Here is a 17,130-nt window from a genome sequence, read left to right as displayed (position 1 = left end):
AGCGTGTCAGCGGATGATGCCGCGCTGCGACGCCGCGATGAAATCGGAGAATGCCTTGACGGGCGCATCGCCCTCGCCGCCTGCCGTGCTCAGCTCCTTCAGCTGCGCTTTCGCCTCTTCGAGCGACAGGCCGCTCTTGTAGACGATGCGATACGCGGAGCGCAGCGCCGAAATGGCGTCGGGCGTGAAGCCGCGGCGGCGGAGACCCTCGACGTTGATGCCGTGCGGCTCCGCCTTGTTGCCTGCCGCGATGACGAACGGCGGCACGTCCTGCACGAGCGCCGATGCGCCGCCCAGCATGGAATGCGCGCCGATGCGCACGAACTGATGCACGCCCGACATGCCGCCGACGATCGCGTGGTCTCCGACGATGACATGTCCCGCCAGTTGCGCGTTGCTCGACATGATGACGTTGTCGCCGAGCCGGCAGTCGTGACCGACGTGCACGTACGCCATGATCCAGCAGTCGCTGCCGATCGACGTGAGGCCCTGATCCTGCGCCGTGCCCGTGTGCAGCGTCGTGAATTCGCGGATGGTGTTGCGGTCGCCGATTTCGAGGCGCGTCGGCTCGCCCTTGTACTTCATGTCCTGCGGACGGCCGCCGATCGACGCGTAATGGCCGATGCGGTTATCGCGGCCGATCGTTGTGTGGCCCTCGATCACGCTGTGCGAGCCAATGGTCGTGCCCGCGCCGATCACGACGTGCGAACCGACGATCGCGTACGGCCCGACTTCGACGGACTCGTCGAGCTGAGCGCCCGGCTCGATGATCGCGGTTGGGTGAATCTTGCTCATGCGCTTTTCGCCTATGCTGTTCGTGCTGCTTGTTACGTTGAACGCGGTGTGAACGCGAAGGCGCTCAGGCGTCCGTGCTCTTGACGGTACACATGAGCTCGGCTTCGGCGGCGGTCACGCCGTCCACTTCGGCGCGCGCCTTGAACTTCCAGATGCCCCGCATGTACCGCTCGAACGTGACGTTGAGAACGAGCTGATCGCCCGGCTCCACCACGCGCTTGAAGCGCGCGCCGTCGATACCCACGAAGTAATAGAGCGTGTTGGACGGATCGTGCGGCTCTTCCGCGAACGTCAGAAGCGCGGCCGTCTGCGCGAGCGCTTCGAGAATCAGCACGCCGGGCATCACCGGGCGCGTCGGGAAGTGGCCCTGGAAATACGGCTCGTTGATCGTCACGTTCTTGATCGCTTTGATGCTCTTGTGCGGCTCGAGTTCGAGCACGCGGTCCACGAGCAGGATCGGATAGCGATGCGGCAGCAGCGTGAGAATCTTGTGGATGTCGAGATTGATTTTTTCTGTGCTCATGGTCGTTCTGCTCACGCGCGCGTCGGGCGCGGAAATTTGGATGGCGGGCCGTATCGGACGCCCGCCCGGGATTGCCAGCTCGCTTCGGCGGCTTGAACCGGCCCGCTCTTGCTTGTGGTTCGTTCTTCGTTCGAACGAGCCCGGCGCTTATGCGCCGCCGCTCGTCTCGTCGCGCTTGCCTGAATCGGCGAGCGCGGTCTCGAGCGCCTTGATGCGCTCGCGCATCTTGTCCAGATTGCGCATGATCGCCGCGCTCTTGTTCCAGTCTGCATGCGGCACGGCCGGAAACGCGCTCGTGTACATGCCGGGCTTCAGGAGCGACTTCGACACGCCGGATTGCGCGGTGACGATCACGTAGTCCGCGAGCGTCACGTGCCCCGCGATGCCCACCGCGCCGCCGATCATGCAATGCTTGCCGATGCTCGTGCTGCCCGCGATGCCCGCGCAGCCGGCGATGACCGTATACGCGCCGATGCGGCAGTTGTGGCCGATCTGCACGAGATTATCGATCTTCACGCATTCCTCGATGACGGTGTCCGCCATCGCGCCGCGATCGATCGTCGTGTTGGCGCCGATTTCCACGTCGTCGGCGATATCCACCGCGCCAACCTGCGGAATCTTCACCCAGCTTCCGGTGCGCGCATCGCCCTCGCCGACGAAATCCGGAGCGAAGCCGAAACCGTCCGCACCGATCACCGCGCCCGCGTGCACGATCACGCGCGCGCCGAGCTTGCAGCCGTGATAAACGGTGACGTTCGGATACAGATGAACGTCGTCGCCTAGCGTAACGCCGCGCCCGACGACTACGCCCGCATCCAGCTTCACGCGCTCGCCGACGACCGCGCCCGCCTCAACCGTCACGTGAGGGCCGATCACGGCGCTCGCCGCAACCTTCGCGTCCGGATCGATGTAGGCGCTCGGATGCACGCCAGGCTCGGCCTTGGGCGTCGCCAAGTCGATGAACGCCTGAGCCACGCGAGCGAAATAAGCGTAAGGATTCGGCGTGACGATGAAATTACTGCCCGCGCGATTCGTCACCTTGTCGAGGTCGGCCGGGGAAATCAGCACGGCGCCGGCGCGCGTCGTCTCGACTTGGGGCAGATACTTCTGATTCGCGAGAAACGCGAGCTGCGCGGGGCCCGCCTTGTCGAGCGGCGCGAGACTGCCGACCGCGTGCGCGCCGTCGCCGACCACCTCGCCGCCGAAGCGTTTCACCAGCTCGCCGAGGGTGATCGTCATGCCTGATGCCATCTCGTCTCAGTCCTCGTCAGTTCGGGTTCGTGAGCGAACCCGTGCCGGTCGCGCCCGCCGCCAGCGCCTTCAGCACCTGATCCGTAATGTCGATGCGCGGGCTCACGTACACCGCTTCCTGCACGATCAGGTCGTAGTGCTGCTGCTCGGCGATCTGCTTGATCACCTTGTTCGCGCGGTCCAGCACCGCCGCGAGTTCCTCGTTACGGCGCTGGTTCAGGTCCTCGCGGAACTCGCGCTGCTTGCGCTGGAAGTCCGCGTCGAGCTGCGCCAGATCGCGCTGACGGGCCGCGCGGTCGGTCGGCGACATCGAGGCACCGTTCTTGTCGATGTTGTCCGACATCGCCTTCAGGCGCTGCGCCATGTCCTGCAGCGCCTTGTCGCGTTTGGAGAATTCCTGCTCGAGCTTCGACTGGGCGGCCTTCGCCGCGGACGATTCGCGCAAGATGCGGTCCGAATTGACCGCCGCGATGCGCGCTTCCTGAGCACTGGCGGACATCGCCGTGCCCAGGCCGAGAACCATCGACAACGCAAGCGCCAGCGCCCTATGTTTCGAATGCTTACCGGTTCCCAAAGTGTTCCTCACGTTACGTCGAAAAAAATGAAGTTCGCGTTCATCGGCGGGCTGCTTAGAACGCCGTACCGATCTGGAACTGGAACTTCTGATACTGGTCGCCCTCATGCTTCTGCAGCGGGAAGCCGAGGCTCAGCTTGAGCGGGCCGATCGGCGAGATCCACGCGAGACCCAGACCGTAACCGTAGCGCAAGCCGTTTGCACCGCCGCTCGTACCGCCTTGACCCGGATCGCCCCAGACGTTACCGGCATCGAGGAAGGTGAACACGCGCAGCGTACGATCGTAGCCCGTTCCCGGCAGCGGGAACGTCAGCTCGATATTGCCGACCGCCATGCGCGAGCCGCCGATCGGGTCGTTGGTCTTCGCGTCGCGCGGACCCAGCGAGCTCGGCGAGTAACCGCGCACCGAACCGATACCACCCGCGTAGTAGTTCTTGAAGATCGGGTACGTCTGCCCTTGCAGGCCCTTGCCGTAGCCGCCCTGCAGATTGAAGCCGAGCACGAAACCGCGCGCGAACGAGTAGTAATACTGGAACTGCGCGTCGAACTTCGCGTACGTCGTGTTGCCGAGCGGCGTGCCGTATTCTGCGTTCGACTGGATGTAGTAGCCGCGGCTCGGGACGAGCGCGCTGTCGCGATTGTCTCGCGACCAGCCCGCGGTCAGCGGGTAGTTGTTCACGACACGGCCGAACTCGTTCACGTAGTTCTTGTAGGACTGCGGCGTGTTGCTGTCCACGTCCATCGTGTTCTGTTCGGCTCCGACGCCGAAGAACACCGTGTCCTGCTCCGAGAACGGGATGCCGAACTTCGTGTCCGCGCCCATCGTGATGATCTTGAAGCTCGAATCCGTCGAGTAATACAGCGGCTGATACGTGCGGTAGTAAGCGTCGGTGATGCGCTTGATGCCGTCGATCGTGAAGTACGGATCGACCTGCGTCACGGTCAGCGTGCGATAGGTTTTCGCGGTGTTCACGTTGACCGCGAGACTCGTGCCCGAGCCGAACACGTTGTCCTGCGACACGCCCGCCGAGAGCACCACCTTGTCCGTCGACGAGAAGCCCGCGCCCAGCGTGATCGCGCCGGTCGGCTTTTCGGCCACCTTCACGTCGACGTCGACCTGGTCGTTCGTGCCTTCCACGGGCGTCGTAGTGACGTCCACGTCGGTGAAGTAGCCGAGACGGTTGATACGGTCCTTCGACAGCGCCAGGCGGCTCGAATCGAACCACGAGCTTTCGAGCTGGCGCATTTCGCGGCGCACCACTTCGTCTCGCGTACGCGTATTGCCGACGATGTTCACGCGCCGCACATACACGCGACGGCTCGGATCGACTTGCAGCGTGAGCGCCACGGTGTGGTTCGCCTGATCGATCTGCGGCTGCGCGTTGACCTGCGCGAACGCGTAGCCGTATTCGCCGAGCTTGTCGACGATCGCCTTGGTGGTCGACTGCAGCTTTTCGGCCGAGAAGCGCTCGCCCGGTTTGATCTTGATGAGCTTGTTGAGCTCGGCCTGACGGTCGAGCAGATTGCCCGAAAGCGTGATGCTGCTGATCTTGTACGGCTCGCCTTCGTGCACGGCGATCGTCAGATACATGTCCTTCTTGTCCGGCGAGATCGACACCTGCGTGGAGTCGATCGCGAACTCGAGGTAGCCGCGGTTCAGATAGTACGAGCGCACGTTCTCGAGGTCGCCCGTGAGCTTTTCCTTCGCGTAGAGATCGCTCTTCGTGTACCACGAGAACCAGTTCGGCGTGGAAAGCTGCATTTCGCCGAGCAGCGTACTGGAACTGAACGCCTTGTTGCCGACGAAGTTGATCTGGCGAATCTTCGCGCTCGGACCTTCCGCGACGGAGAACAGAATCTGCACGCGATTGCGGTCGACCGGCGTCACGGTGGTCGTGACTTCCGCGGCGTAGTAGCCGCGCGTCAGGTATTGGCGCTTGAGCTCCTGCTCCGCCTTGTCGACGAGCGCCTTGTCGTACGAGCGACCTTGCGACAGGCCGACGGAACGCAGCGCCTTCGTGAGGTTGTCCTTGTCGAACTCGTGCAGGCCCGCGAAATCGATGGCCGAAATCGCCGGGCGTTCCTGCACCTGAACGATCACCACGTTGCCTTCGGTGGCAATCTGAACGTCGTTGAAGAAACCCGTTGCGTAGAGTGCGCGAATCGCTTCGGAGGCCTTGTCGTCGGTGAAGGTGTCGCCTTGCTTGATCGGCAGATAAGCGAACACGGAGCCAGGCTCGATGCGTTGGAGACCGTCGATCCGAATATCCTGCACGACGAACGGCGTGGTGGCGTGCGCCGCCATGCCCGTTGCGGCGAGCGCCGCGGCCACAGCCGTCTTAGGAACAAAGCGATGAGGTTTGAACAACGTGCTTCCCCAGTATTTAAAGCTGCATTCGTTCCGGCGGTCGCTCGAAAGACGCCGCCAGAAATTGTCAAAGTGGATCAAAAACGAATCAGACGCGCGAGGTCATTGAACAGCGCGATCATCGACAGAGCGACGATGCAGACCAGGCCCGCCCTTTGCAGAACAAGCTGCCAGCGATCGGATACTGCCTTGCCGGTAACAGCCTCAACCAAATAATATAACAGATGCCCACCGTCCAATACCGGAATCGGTAACAAGTTCAACACTCCGAGGCTGATGCTCACGAGTGCCAGAAACGAAATGAAGGCCGTCGCGCCGAGCCTTGCGCTCTTGCCCGCGTAGTCGGCAATCGTGACCGGCCCTGACAGATTCTTGAGCGACGCCTCGCCGGTGATCATCCGCCCGAACATGCGCAGCGAGTACACGCTGATATCCCACGTGCGGTTCACGCCGAGGCGCAGACTTTCGAGCGGCCCGTAGCGCACATCTACGGTCGGCAGTTGATTCGCGAGCGCGGCGCCGATACGCCCGATGTCCTTGCCCGTCGACGCATCGCGCTTCACGTCCGGCACGATCTGCACGGAATCGCGCTGGCCGTTGCGCTCGACCACGAGCGTCACCGGCTTGCCGCCGTGCGCCTTCACGTAGTCGATGAAGCTCGTCGCGTTGTCGACGCTGCGGCCGTCGATCGCGCGCAGCATGTCGCCCGCCTTCAGCCCGCTCTTCTGCGCCGCGCTGCCCGCCTCGACGCCCGCGACCGTCAGCGTGCCGCCGCCCGGCGTGAAGCCGAGCTTGTCCATGAAATCCTGATCGGCTTCGGAATCGGTGATGCCCGTGACCGTCACCGGAAAGTCGAAGGTGCCGTCGTGCGTCTTCGCCGTCAGCACGATGCGCCGATGATCGAACGATGCGTCGAGCATCTTCCAGCGCAGGTCGGACCATGAGCGGATCGGATGCGTCTCGCCGCCTTCCGCGTCACGCATCGAGAGAATCGTTTCGCCGCCTTCGAAGCCCGCTTGCGCCGCCGCCGTATCGGAAGCGGGCTGCGAAACGATCGCCGCCGGCTCGGTCACGCCGCCCGCGAACACGGCGGAAAACAGCACGATTGCGAGCAGGAAATTGGCGATCGGCCCCGCCGCGACGATCGCGATGCGCTTGCCCACGTTCTGACGGTTGAACGCGCGCGGCAGGTCTTCAGCGGGAATGGTCGTGCCGCTCTCGGGATCGACCTCGCGTTCGTCGAGCATCTTCACGTAGCCGCCGAGCGGCAGCGCGGCGATCGTCCATTCGACGCCCGTCTTCTTGCTGACCCATCGCACGAGCGGCTTGCCGAAGCCGACCGAGAACCGCAGCACTTTCACGCCGCACAGTCGCGCGACGCTGTAGTGACCGAATTCGTGGACGACGACGAGTACGCCTATCGCGACAACGAAGGCGACGATTTCGGTCAGAAAGTTCATGACGGCCTCAATGGGCGATGGGTTCGGCGCCCGGCGCGCTCGCGGTGAGCTCTGCGACGAAACGGAACGCCAGACGGCGCGCGTCGGCATCCGCGGCGAGAACGTCGGCCAAGGTCGCGGCGCTCGTATTCGGCAGCGCGTTCAGCACGCGATCCACCACGTCGCCGATCGCCATGAAGCCGATGCGGCGATCGAGGAACGCCTCGACGGCGATTTCATTGGCCGCGTTCAACGCCGCGCTCGCGATGCCGCCTGCTTCCAGCGCGGCAATCGCCAGCGCGAGACACGGGAAGCGCGCGAAGTCGGGTTTTTCGAATGTGAGCGTCGCGATCTGCGCGAGATCGAGCGGCGCGACGCCCGAATCGACACGCTCAGGATACGCCAGTGCATGCGCGATCGGCGTACGCATGTCCGGATTGCCGAGTTGCGCGAGCACCGAGCCGTCGGCATAGGACACCATCGAATGAATCACGCTCTGCGGATGGATCAGCACCTCGATGCGCGAGCCGGGCAGATTGAAGAGCCAGTGCGCCTCGATGACTTCGAGGCCCTTGTTCATCATCGTCGCGGAATCGACCGAGATCTTGCGGCCCATCGCCCAGTTCGGATGCTTCACGGCCTCTTCGGGCGTGACGTTCACGAGCGTCGCGGGCTCGCGCGTGCGGAAAGGACCGCCGGACGCCGTCAGGATGATCTTCGAGACGCCGCCGTGCAGCTTCGCTTCCTTGTCTGCGCAAGGCGGCAGGCACTGGAACACCGCGTTGTGCTCGCTGTCGACCGGCAGCAGGATCGCGCCGTTGTCGCGCACCGCATCCATGAAAATCTGGCCGGACATCACGAGCGCTTCCTTGTTCGCGAGAAGGATGCGCTTGCCGGCGCGTGCGGCGGCGAGCGTGGGCGCCAGGCCCGCCGCGCCGACGATGGCCGCGACGACCGTATCGCACTGCGCCGCGCGCGCGACTTCGACGAGCGCCTCCGGCCCGTGCGTCACTTCGGTCTTGCAACCCTGCGCGCGCAACGCAGCCGCGACGCGTACGGCGGTTTCGGCGTCGCCGACGACCGCCACTTCGGGCTGAAACTTCAGACATTGCGCGACGAGTTTGTCGCCGTTGCGGTGAGCGGTGAGCGCGTAGACCGAGAAACGGTCCGCATGCCGCGCCACGACGTCGAGCGTGCTATCGCCGATCGAGCCCGTGGAGCCGAGCAGTGTGAGACGTGTTTGCATAAATTCTTCTCTAGCCGATCAGCCAAGCATGAGCAATGCGATCGGCAATACAGGCAACAATGCGTCGATGCGGTCGAGGACGCCGCCGTGACCCGGCAGAAGGCCGCTCGAGTCCTTGACACCCGCCTGGCGCTTGAGCAGCGACTCGAACAGATCGCCGACGACGCTGAACGCGACCAGCACGGAAAGCGCGACGAACGCGCGATCCCAGCCGAGCTGTCCGACGAAGGCGGTGAATACGGTGGGCGCATAAAAGCCGGTGGCGGCGGCGAGCGCGCCGATGACGATAACGGCGAGCCACCCGCCGATGGCGCCCTCCCAGGTCTTGCCCGGGCTGATCGACGGGGCGAGCTTATGGCGGCCGAGCGCTTTTCCGGCGAAGTATGCGCCTATATCAGCCAGCCAGACTACTAGCAGAAGCGATAGCACGAAGGATACGCCTCGCGTGCGCGCGTCGACGACCGCGTGCCAGCAGGCCAGAAACACGACGATTCCGGCGAAAAGCAGGAACGCGCGCCAGGCGTGCGCGGCCAGCGTGGGCTTGCGAAGCAATGCGTAAGGCCCCGCCAGCACCCAGAAAATACCGGCCATCTGGTAGAGCGGCGTGGCTTTGATCCCGAGAAACGTGCTCAGAACGAGCGCGATGCCCGCGACGAGCGCGTAGGCGACCGGCCCCGCCCCGTTCAGCTTGAGGAGCCGTCCCCATTCCCACGCCGCGAACACGACGACAAACCCGATCAACGCTCCGAATGCGCCGATCGGCGCAAACAGCGTGATCGGCACGAGTACGGCGAGCAGGACGATTGCCGTGATGACACGGGTTCTTAGCATGAAAGGGTGTCGGCCTTCTGCGATTGGGAAGCGAGTTGCGCGCTGGTGCGCCCGAAGCGGCGTTCGCGGTCGCCGTAGGACGCGATCGCGCGGTCCAGGGCGTCGGCGTCGAAGTCGGGCCAGTAGGTGTCGGTGAAGTAGAACTCGGTGTAAGCGAGCTGCCACAGCAGGAAGTTGCTGATGCGCTGCTCGCCGCCCGTGCGGATGAACAGATCCGGCTCCGGCGCGTAGGCCATCGCGAGATGTTCGGCGAACGATTCGTCGTCCACGCGCGCGGGCACGCCCGACTCGAGAGACTCCGCGATGAGCTTCTTCGTCGCCTGCATGATGTCCCAGCGCCCGCCGTAATTGGCAGCGATGGTCAGCGTGAGTCGCGTATTGCGGGCTGTCTTGGTTTCGGCGCGTTGGATGAGCGCGCGGATGCGGTCGTCGAACATGGAAATGTCGCCGACGACGCGCAGACGAATGCCGTTCGCATGCAGCTTGCCGATCTCGCGTTCGAGCGCGGTCACGAACAGGCGCATCAGGAAGGACACTTCGTCGGTCGGACGGCGCCAGTTCTCGGAACTGAACGCGAAGAGCGTGACGAATTCGACGCCGCGCCGCGCGCAGCTTTCGACGGTCGCGCGGACCGCATCGACGCCGCGCGTATGACCGGCGACGCGCGGCAGACGCCGCTCGGTCGCCCATCGGCCATTGCCGTCCATGATGATCGCGACGTGACGCGGGACAGCCGCGACATCGGGCACGGCAACGGTGGAGCTGGTATAGGTCATGGCCGCTGAATCTGGGAATCTGAAGAAGTGAGAGCCAGCCCGGAGCTTGCACGTCCGGGCTTGGCAGGACCGTCTCTACGGCCTCACACCGTCATGATTTCGGATTCTTTGGTCTGAACGAGCTTGTCGATTTCGGCGACGAACTTGTCGGTGAACTTCTGCACTTCGTCGCTCGCACGGCGCTCGTCGTCTTCCGAGATCTCCTTGTCCTTCACGAGTTTCTTCAGTTGATCGTTCGCATCGCGGCGCAGATTGCGCACGGCGACCTTGGCGGTCTCGCCTTCGCTCTTCACGACCTTCGTGAGTTCGCGACGGCGCTCTTCGGTCAGCGCGGGCATCGGCACGCGGATCAGGTCGCCCTGCGTGGCAGGGTTCAGGCCGAGATCCGATTCGCGGATCGCCTTCTCGATCACGGCGACCATCTTCTTTTCCCACGGCTGCACGCCGATCGTACGGGCATCGACGAGCGTCATGTTCGCGACTTGCGAGATGGGCACGTTCGAACCGTAGTAGTCGACCTGGATGTGGTCGAGCAGCCCGGTGTGGGCGCGGCCCGTACGGATCTTGGCGAGATCGGCCTTGAACGCTTCGATCGACCGCTGCATCTTCTGGTCGACGCTCTTCTTGATGTCAGCCACACTCATTTTGAACCTCCAAACCTAAGTTTTACCGGCGATAGCGGCGCTCTGTCGCGCGAGGCTTGCCGCCCCGCTGCGCGGCGCCTGATACCGCGAGAGTTTACACGTGGACGAGCGTCCCTTCGTCGTCGCCCTGCACGATGCGCTTCAATGCGCCCGGCTTCGTGATCGAGAACACGCGAATCGGCAGCTTCTGGTCGCGGCACAGTGCGAACGCGGTGGCGTCCATCACCTGAAGATTCTTGCCGATCGCCTCGTCGAAGCTGATCGTGCTGTAACGCGTCGCATGCGGGTCCTTCTTCGGGTCGGCGGAGTATACGCCATCGACCTTCGTCGCCTTCAACACCACTTCGGCGCCGATTTCCGAGCCGCGCAGCGCGGCGGCCGTATCCGTCGTGAAGAACGGGTTGCCCGTGCCGGCCGCGAAGATCACGACCTTGCCCTCTTCCAGTTGACGGATCGCGCGGGGGCGGATGTACGGCTCGACCACCTGATCCATGCGCAACGCGGATTGCACGCGCGCTTCGATGCCCGCGTGGCGCATCGCGTCTTGCAGCGCGAGCGCGTTCATCATCGTGGCGAGCATCCCCATGTAGTCGGCCGTCGCCCGGTCCATGCCGGCCGCGCCGCCCGCGACACCGCGGAAGATGTTGCCGCCGCCGATCACGACGGCCAGTTGCGTCCCGATCCGCACCACCTCCGCGACATCCGCCACCATCCTTTCGATTGTTGCGCGATTGATGCCGAAAGCATCGTCGCCCATCAGGGCTTCGCCGGAGAGCTTGAGGAGTACGCGTTTGTAGGCTGTGGGCATATGAGGTTCCGATCGCGCCGAGGAGGGTTGCAACAACGTAGAACTGTAGGGGTGAAACATTACTTACCGCAAGCGGGCCGGATCGGGCGGCGGGCGCGGCAGGTCAGGGTTTTCCCTGATCTGCCGCGCCCGCTCTTCGTGCGAACCGGATCGCTGAATTCTTGCGGCGGGACGATCCGCCGCGGTACTGCGGGCCCGACGCGCGGCCGCCCCATGACAGCACACGCGTCTTAAACGAGCCTTAGCGTGCCTTAGGACTGCTTGGCCGCCGCGACTTGCGCCGCCACTTCGGCCGCGAAGTCGTCCTGACGCTTCTCGATGCCCTCGCCAACCACGAACAGCGCGAACTTCTGCACCGACGCGCCGGCCGCCTTCAGGTACTGCTCGATCGTCTGCTTGTCGTTCTTCACGAACGGCTGGTTCAGCAGCGACACTTCCTTCAGGTACTTCTGGATCGAGCCGTCGACCATCTTCGCGACGATCTCGGCCGGCTTGCCCGACTCGGCAGCCTTCTGCTCGGCGATGCTGCGCTCCTTGGCGATCAGATCGGCCGGCACTTCGTCCGACGACAGCGAAACCGGCTTCATCGCGGCGACGTGCATCGCGACGTCCTTGCCGACTTGCTCGTCAGCGCCCGTGAATTCGACCAGAACGCCGATGCGCGTGCCGTGCAGGTACGACGCAACCTTGTTCGCGGAGTCGAAGCGCACGAAGCGGCGGATCGACAGGTTCTCGCCGATCTTCCCGACGAGCGCCAGACGCACTGCGTCGACCGTCGAGCTTTCGAGCGGCAGCGCCGACAGCGCGGCCACGTCGGCCGGGTTGTTCTTCGCGACCAGTTCAGCAATCGTCTTGCCGAAAGCCAGGAAGTCGTCGTTCTTCGCGACAAAGTCGGTTTCGCAGTTCAGCTCGACGAGCGCGCCCACGCCGCCTTCGACGTGCGCCGTCACGATGCCTTCAGCCGTCACGCGCGATGCCGCCTTGCTCGCCTTGTTGCCGAGCTTCACGCGCAGCAACTCTTCCGCGCGCGCCATGTCGCCGTCGGCTTCCGTCAGCGCCTTCTTGCATTCCATCATCGGCGCATCGGTCTTCGCGCGCAGTTCTGCCACCATGCTTGCGGTAATTGCCGCCATCATTCGCTCCTTGAGTCTGTTTGATACGTGCCGCCGGCTTTACAGCCCGCCCACGGCAGGAAAATTGGCATTTCTATCGCGCCGACTAAAAAAAAGGGGCCTTTCGCAAAGCCCCCTTTTTTGTCGGCCACAGGGCTCGATTACGCCTCTGCGTTGACCTCGACGAACTCGTCGCCTTCGCCGTTACGGACAGCTTGCACAACGTCGTTCACCGCGTTCGCGCGGCCTTCGAGGATCGCGTCAGCGACGCCCTGAGCGTACAGCGCGACGGCCTTGGATGCGTCGTCGTTACCCGGGATCACGTAGTCGATGCCTTCCGGCGAGTGGTTCGTGTCGACCACGGCGATGACCGGAATGCCGAGCTTCTTCGCTTCGGTGACAGCAATCTTGTGGTAGCCGACGTCGATGACGAACATCGCGTCCGGAATGCCGCCCATGTCCTTGACGCCGCCGATCGACTTCTGCAGCTTGACCATTTCGCGCTCGAACAGAAGCGCTTCCTTCTTGCTCATCCGCTCGGTTTCACCCGATTCCAGCGCTGCTTCCATGTCCTTCAGGCGCTTGATCGAAACCTTCAGCGTCTTGAAGTTGGTCATCATGCCGCCGAGCCAGCGGGCGTTGACGAAAGGCATGCCGGCGCGCGCTGCTTCCTGCGCGATCGTGTCGCGCGACTGACGCTTCGTGCCGACGAAAAGGATCGTGCCGCGATTCGCTGCCAACTGGCGCACGTACTTCAGCGCGTCGTTGTAGAGCGGCAGGGTCTTTTCGAGGTTGATGATGTGAATCTTGTTGCGATGACCGAAGATGTACGGGGCCATCTTCGGATTCCAGAAGCGGGTTTGGTGACCGAAGTGGACACCGGCTTCCAGCATTTGACGCATCGTGACTGCCATGAAAATTCTCCGCGAGGGTTGGGTCTTAAGCCGGCTGCCGCATCCCGCGCCCGGTTATCTTTGCTTTCCGGACGCCGGACACCCTGGGTGCGCCGGCTTGCGTATCGACTTGAACAGACTGGAACAACTAACACTAAGTCGCGTTTCACACCTGCAGACACGATTGTCTTATGAAATCGTGACGACAATATGGATTACGACTTAGCCTGCGAGTATAGCATGTGAGGATTGGTCGGCTCAAGCAGCACGACCGATCCGAATTGCGCGCGCGTTTCGTGTTTCGCGGCCGCCCGCCTCGAACTATCCGGGTGCGGCGCATTTCCTAAGGTGCGATAATGCCGCTTTCGCGGCTCACTGCCGCATTGACGCATTCCGGGCCAAGTCATGTCCATTACGCTGAAAAACGAACACGATATCGCACAGATGCGCGTCGCCTGCCGGCTCGCCAGCGAAGTGCTCGATTTCATCACGCCGCATATCGTTCCCGGCGTGACCACCGAAGAACTCGATCGCCTTTGCCACGAATATATGGTGAAGGAACAAGGCACCGTTCCCGCACCGCTCAATTATCAGCCGCCCGGCTATCCGCCGTACCCGAAGGCCACGTGCATTTCCGTGAACGACGTGATCTGTCACGGCATCCCCGGCGAGAAAGTGCTGAAGAACGGCGACGCGCTCAATATCGACATCACCGTCATCAAGAACGGATATTTCGGCGACACGAGCCGCATGTTCATCGTCGGCGAGGGCTCGATTCTGGCGAAGCGCCTCGTGCAGACCACGTTCGACTGCATGTGGCTCGGCATCGATCAGGTGCGCCCTGGCGCGCATCTCGGCGATATCGGCGCGGCGATCCAGAAGCACGCGGAGTCGCAAGGCTACAGCGTCGTGCGCGAATATTGCGGCCACGGCATCGGCCAGGTGTTCCACGAGGAGCCGCAGGTGCTGCACTACGGCCGCGCGGGCACGGGCATCGAACTGCAGGCGGGCATGATCTTCACCGTCGAACCGATGATCAACGCCGGCCGCCGCGAAATCCGCACCATGCCGGATCAGTGGACCGTCAAGACGCGCGACCGCAGCCTCTCGGCGCAATGGGAGCACACGGTGCTCGTCACGCCGACGGGCTACGAAGTGCTGACCGTCTCGGCGGGCACGCAGGCGCCGTCGCAGCTGATCGCGGCAACGGCCTGATTCTCCGTCTCCCCGCGCGCCCGCTTTCCCGCCGGCGCGCCCCCACCTCCTTTTTGGTCGATCCATGAGCGTCACCGCCGCTGTCGCCACGCCCTGTGAATCGTTGCGCGCCGCCTACAAGGTGGCGAAGGCGGCGCTCATCGAACGCTTTCAGTCCGGCTCGAACGTCGAACCGCTGATGCGCGCGCTCGCCCGCGCCACCGACGACGCCCTCAAAGGCGCGTGGTCCGCCTGCGACATGCCGGACAGCGCGGCGCTCGTTGCGGTCGGCGGCTACGGACGCGGCGAGCTCGCGCCCTACTCCGACGTCGACATTCTCGTCCTGCTGCCCGACGCATCGCCGCACGGCAGCGACGCGGAGCTCAACGGCCGCGTCGAGCGCTTCATCGGCATGGCGTGGGACCTCGGGCTCGATATCGGCAGCAGCGTGCGCTCGGTGGAGCAATGCATCGCCGAGGCGGGCAACGACATCACCGTGCAGACGTCGCTGCTCGAAGCGCGGCGCATCTGCGGCGATACGCAACTTTTTCAGCGCTTCTCGGCGCGCTACCACGAGACGCTCGATCCGCGCGCGTTCTTCCAGGCGAAGGTGCTGGAATTGCGCCAGCGGCACGCGAAGTTTCAGGACACGCCCTACAGCCTCGAGCCGAACATCAAGGAAAGTCCCGGCGGCCTGCGCGATCTGCAACTGATTCTCTGGATTGCGCGCGGAGCGGGTTTCGGCAGCAGCTGGCGCGAACTCGACACGCGCGGGCTCATCACCGAACGCGAAGCGCGCGAACTGCGCCGCAACGAAGGCTTCCTGAAGGCGCTGCGCGCGCGGCTGCACGTCATCGCGAAGCGCCGTCAGGACATTCTCGTCTTCGACCTGCAGACGCCGCTCGCGGAAAGCTTCGGCTTCAAGGCGACCGCCGCCAAGCGCGCGAGCGAGCAGTTGATGCGCCGTTATTACTGGGCGGCGAAAGCCGTCACGCAGCTCGCGACCATCCTGATCCAGAACGTCGAAGCGCAGCTTTTTCCGTCGACGAGCGGCATCACGCGCGTCGTCAACGGGCGTTTCGTCGAGAAGCAAGGCATGCTGGAAATCGCCCGCGACGATGTCTTCGAGCGCGAGCCGCACGCCATTCTCGAAGCGTTTCTGCTGTACGAACAAACGCGCGGCATCAAGGGATTTTCGGCGCGGACACTGCGGGCGATCTACAACGCGCGCGATCTGATGAACCGCGACTGGCGGCGCGACCCGGAAAACCGCCGGCTGTTCATGGGGATTCTCAAGCAGCCCGAAGGCATCACGCACGCGTTTCGCCTGATGAACCAGACGAGCGTGCTCGGGCGCTATCTGCTGAACTTCCGGCGCATCGTCGGACAGATGCAGCACGATCTCTATCACGTCTACACGGTCGATCAGCACATCCTGATGGTGCTGCGCAATCTGCGGCGCTTCGCGATCGCCGAGCACGCGCACGAATATCCGTTCTGCAGCCAGCTGATGGGCAATTTCGAGCGCCCGTGGGTGCTGTACGTCGCGGCGCTCTTTCACGATATCGCGAAAGGCCGCGGCGGCGATCATTCGACGCTCGGCATGGCCGATGCCCGGCGCTTCTGCCGCGAACACGACATCGGCGAGGAAGACACCGAGCTCGTCGTGTGGCTCGTGCAGCAGCATCTGACGATGAGTCAGGTCGCGCAGAAGCAGGACACGAGCGATCCGGACGTCATCAAGCAGTTCGCCTCCGTCGTGAAGACAGAACGCCGGCTCACGGCGCTGTATCTGCTGACCGTCGCCGATATCCGCGGCACGAGTCCGAAAGTCTGGAACAACTGGAAGGGCAAGCTGCTGGAAGATCTCTTCCGCGCGACGCAAGCCGTGCTCGGCGGCGCGCAGACCGACGCGCATTCGGAACTCAAATCGCGGCAGGAAGCGGCGCTCGCGCTGCTGCGGCTCGAAACGGTTCCCGAAGGCGCGCAGAAGCGGCTTTGGGATCAGCTCGACGTCGGCTATTTCCTGCGTCACGATCCGGCCGACATCGCGTGGCAGACGCGCGTGCTCTATCGGCACGTCGCGAGCGAGGAGCCGATCGTGCGGGCGCGGCCCTCGCCCATCGGCGCCGCGCTGCAGGTGCTCGTCTATCTGAAGGATCGGCCGGATCTTTTCGCCGGCATCTGCGCGTATTTCGACAAGAACGGGCTTTCCGTGCTCGATGCGCGCGTGACGACGACCCGCCACGGCTATGCGCTCGACAACTTCCTCGTGGCCCATCCGGACCACGACGGGAGTTATCGCGACATCGCCAATCTCGTCGAGCAGCAACTGGCCGCGCTGCTCACGGACGAGCGTATTCTCCCGGAACCGTCGAAGGGCCGCGTGTCGCGGCTCGTGCGTACGTTTCCGATCACGCCGCGCGTGGACCTGCGTCCCGACGATCGCGGCCAGTACTACATCCTGTCCGTGTCGGCGAACGACCGGCAGGGCCTTCTTTATTCGATCGCGCGCGTTCTGGCGCAACACCGGATCGGCGTGCAGGCGGCACGGATCAACACGCTCGGCGAACGCGTCGAAGACGTGTTTCTGCTCGACGGCAAGAGCCTGTCGAACAACCGCACCCAGATCCAGGTGGAAACCGAACTGCTGCGCGCGATCGCAGCCTGAGACTT

The 17,130-nt window shown here is 63.8% G+C and carries 15 protein-coding genes; 2 read left to right on the top strand and 13 right to left on the bottom strand.

What is annotated here, in order from left to right:
* Nucleotides 1-6: 6 nt before the first annotated feature.
* The 13 genes from lpxA to rpsB all read right to left on the bottom strand — a co-directional run bounded on the left by lpxA (nt 7) and on the right by rpsB (nt 13,281).
* Nucleotides 7-795 (bottom strand): acyl-ACP--UDP-N-acetylglucosamine O-acyltransferase, encoded by a 789-nt coding sequence (gene lpxA / locus LDZ23_RS06015; RefSeq protein WP_008350069.1) that lies wholly within the window; start codon nt 793-795, stop codon nt 7-9.
* Nucleotides 796-859: 64 nt separating this feature from the next.
* On the bottom strand, nt 860-1,318 hold the full coding sequence (fabZ, locus tag LDZ23_RS06010) for a 3-hydroxyacyl-ACP dehydratase FabZ (RefSeq protein WP_008350071.1): 459 nt from the start codon (nt 1,316-1,318) through the stop codon (nt 860-862).
* Nucleotides 1,319-1,465: 147 nt separating this feature from the next.
* The gene (lpxD, locus tag LDZ23_RS06005) at nt 1,466-2,557 is read right to left on the bottom strand and encodes a UDP-3-O-(3-hydroxymyristoyl)glucosamine N-acyltransferase (protein ID WP_244808024.1); all 1,092 of its coding nucleotides are present in this window, start codon (nt 2,555-2,557) and stop codon (nt 1,466-1,468) included.
* A 28-nt stretch (nt 2,558-2,585) separates the two neighbouring features.
* The gene (locus tag LDZ23_RS06000) at nt 2,586-3,092 is read right to left on the bottom strand and encodes an OmpH/Skp family outer membrane protein (protein ID WP_008350075.1); all 507 of its coding nucleotides are present in this window, start codon (nt 3,090-3,092) and stop codon (nt 2,586-2,588) included.
* Nucleotides 3,093-3,198: 106 nt separating this feature from the next.
* Nucleotides 3,199-5,511, bottom strand: a complete 2,313-nt coding sequence (gene bamA / locus LDZ23_RS05995) for an outer membrane protein assembly factor BamA (RefSeq protein ID WP_008350077.1) — start codon at nt 5,509-5,511, stop codon at nt 3,199-3,201.
* A 77-nt stretch (nt 5,512-5,588) separates the two neighbouring features.
* Entirely contained in the window at nt 5,589-6,971 is a 1,383-nt protein-coding gene (gene rseP / locus LDZ23_RS05990) for an RIP metalloprotease RseP (RefSeq protein WP_008350079.1), read from the bottom strand.
* A 7-nt stretch (nt 6,972-6,978) separates the two neighbouring features.
* Nucleotides 6,979-8,196 carry a 1-deoxy-D-xylulose-5-phosphate reductoisomerase gene (locus LDZ23_RS05985; RefSeq protein ID WP_244808023.1) on the bottom strand — a complete coding sequence of 406 codons (1,218 nt, stop codon included), beginning with the start codon at nt 8,194-8,196 and terminating at the stop codon, nt 6,979-6,981.
* A gap of 18 nt (nt 8,197-8,214) precedes the next feature.
* A complete protein-coding gene (locus tag LDZ23_RS05980) occupies nt 8,215-9,027 on the bottom strand; it encodes a phosphatidate cytidylyltransferase (protein WP_034471983.1) in 813 nt (270 codons plus the stop codon).
* Nucleotides 9,021-9,803 carry a polyprenyl diphosphate synthase gene (gene uppS / locus LDZ23_RS05975; protein ID WP_034471985.1) on the bottom strand — a complete coding sequence of 261 codons (783 nt, stop codon included), beginning with the start codon at nt 9,801-9,803 and terminating at the stop codon, nt 9,021-9,023. The genes LDZ23_RS05980 and uppS overlap by 7 nt, the downstream gene beginning before the upstream one ends.
* An 83-nt stretch (nt 9,804-9,886) precedes the next feature.
* Complete coding sequence (gene frr, locus LDZ23_RS05970; RefSeq protein ID WP_008350085.1) at nt 9,887-10,447, bottom strand: ribosome recycling factor; 561 nt, start codon at nt 10,445-10,447, stop codon at nt 9,887-9,889.
* 94 nt (nt 10,448-10,541) lie between these two features.
* Nucleotides 10,542-11,255 carry a UMP kinase gene (gene pyrH, locus LDZ23_RS05965; protein WP_008350086.1) on the bottom strand — a complete coding sequence of 238 codons (714 nt, stop codon included), beginning with the start codon at nt 11,253-11,255 and terminating at the stop codon, nt 10,542-10,544.
* A gap of 251 nt (nt 11,256-11,506) precedes the next feature.
* Nucleotides 11,507-12,388: a translation elongation factor Ts gene (gene tsf / locus LDZ23_RS05960; protein ID WP_008350087.1), complete on the bottom strand. Its 882-nt coding sequence runs from the start codon at nt 12,386-12,388 to the stop codon at nt 11,507-11,509.
* A gap of 140 nt (nt 12,389-12,528) precedes the next feature.
* On the bottom strand, nt 12,529-13,281 hold the full coding sequence (gene rpsB / locus LDZ23_RS05955) for a 30S ribosomal protein S2 (protein ID WP_008350088.1): 753 nt from the start codon (nt 13,279-13,281) through the stop codon (nt 12,529-12,531).
* 384 nt (nt 13,282-13,665) lie between these two features.
* Between rpsB and map the strand changes: the two genes are divergently transcribed.
* Nucleotides 13,666-14,475: a type I methionyl aminopeptidase gene (gene map, locus LDZ23_RS05950; RefSeq protein WP_175979985.1), complete on the top strand. Its 810-nt coding sequence runs from the start codon at nt 13,666-13,668 to the stop codon at nt 14,473-14,475.
* Nucleotides 14,476-14,539: 64 nt separating this feature from the next.
* Nucleotides 14,540-17,125 (top strand): [protein-PII] uridylyltransferase, encoded by a 2,586-nt coding sequence (locus LDZ23_RS05945; protein WP_244808022.1) that lies wholly within the window; start codon nt 14,540-14,542, stop codon nt 17,123-17,125.
* Nucleotides 17,126-17,130: the final 5 nt, after the last annotated feature.

The organism is Caballeronia zhejiangensis (assembly GCF_022879815.1).
GTDB lineage: Bacteria > Pseudomonadota > Gammaproteobacteria > Burkholderiales > Burkholderiaceae > Caballeronia > Caballeronia zhejiangensis.
This window is presented reverse-complemented; position numbering and strand designations above follow the sequence as displayed.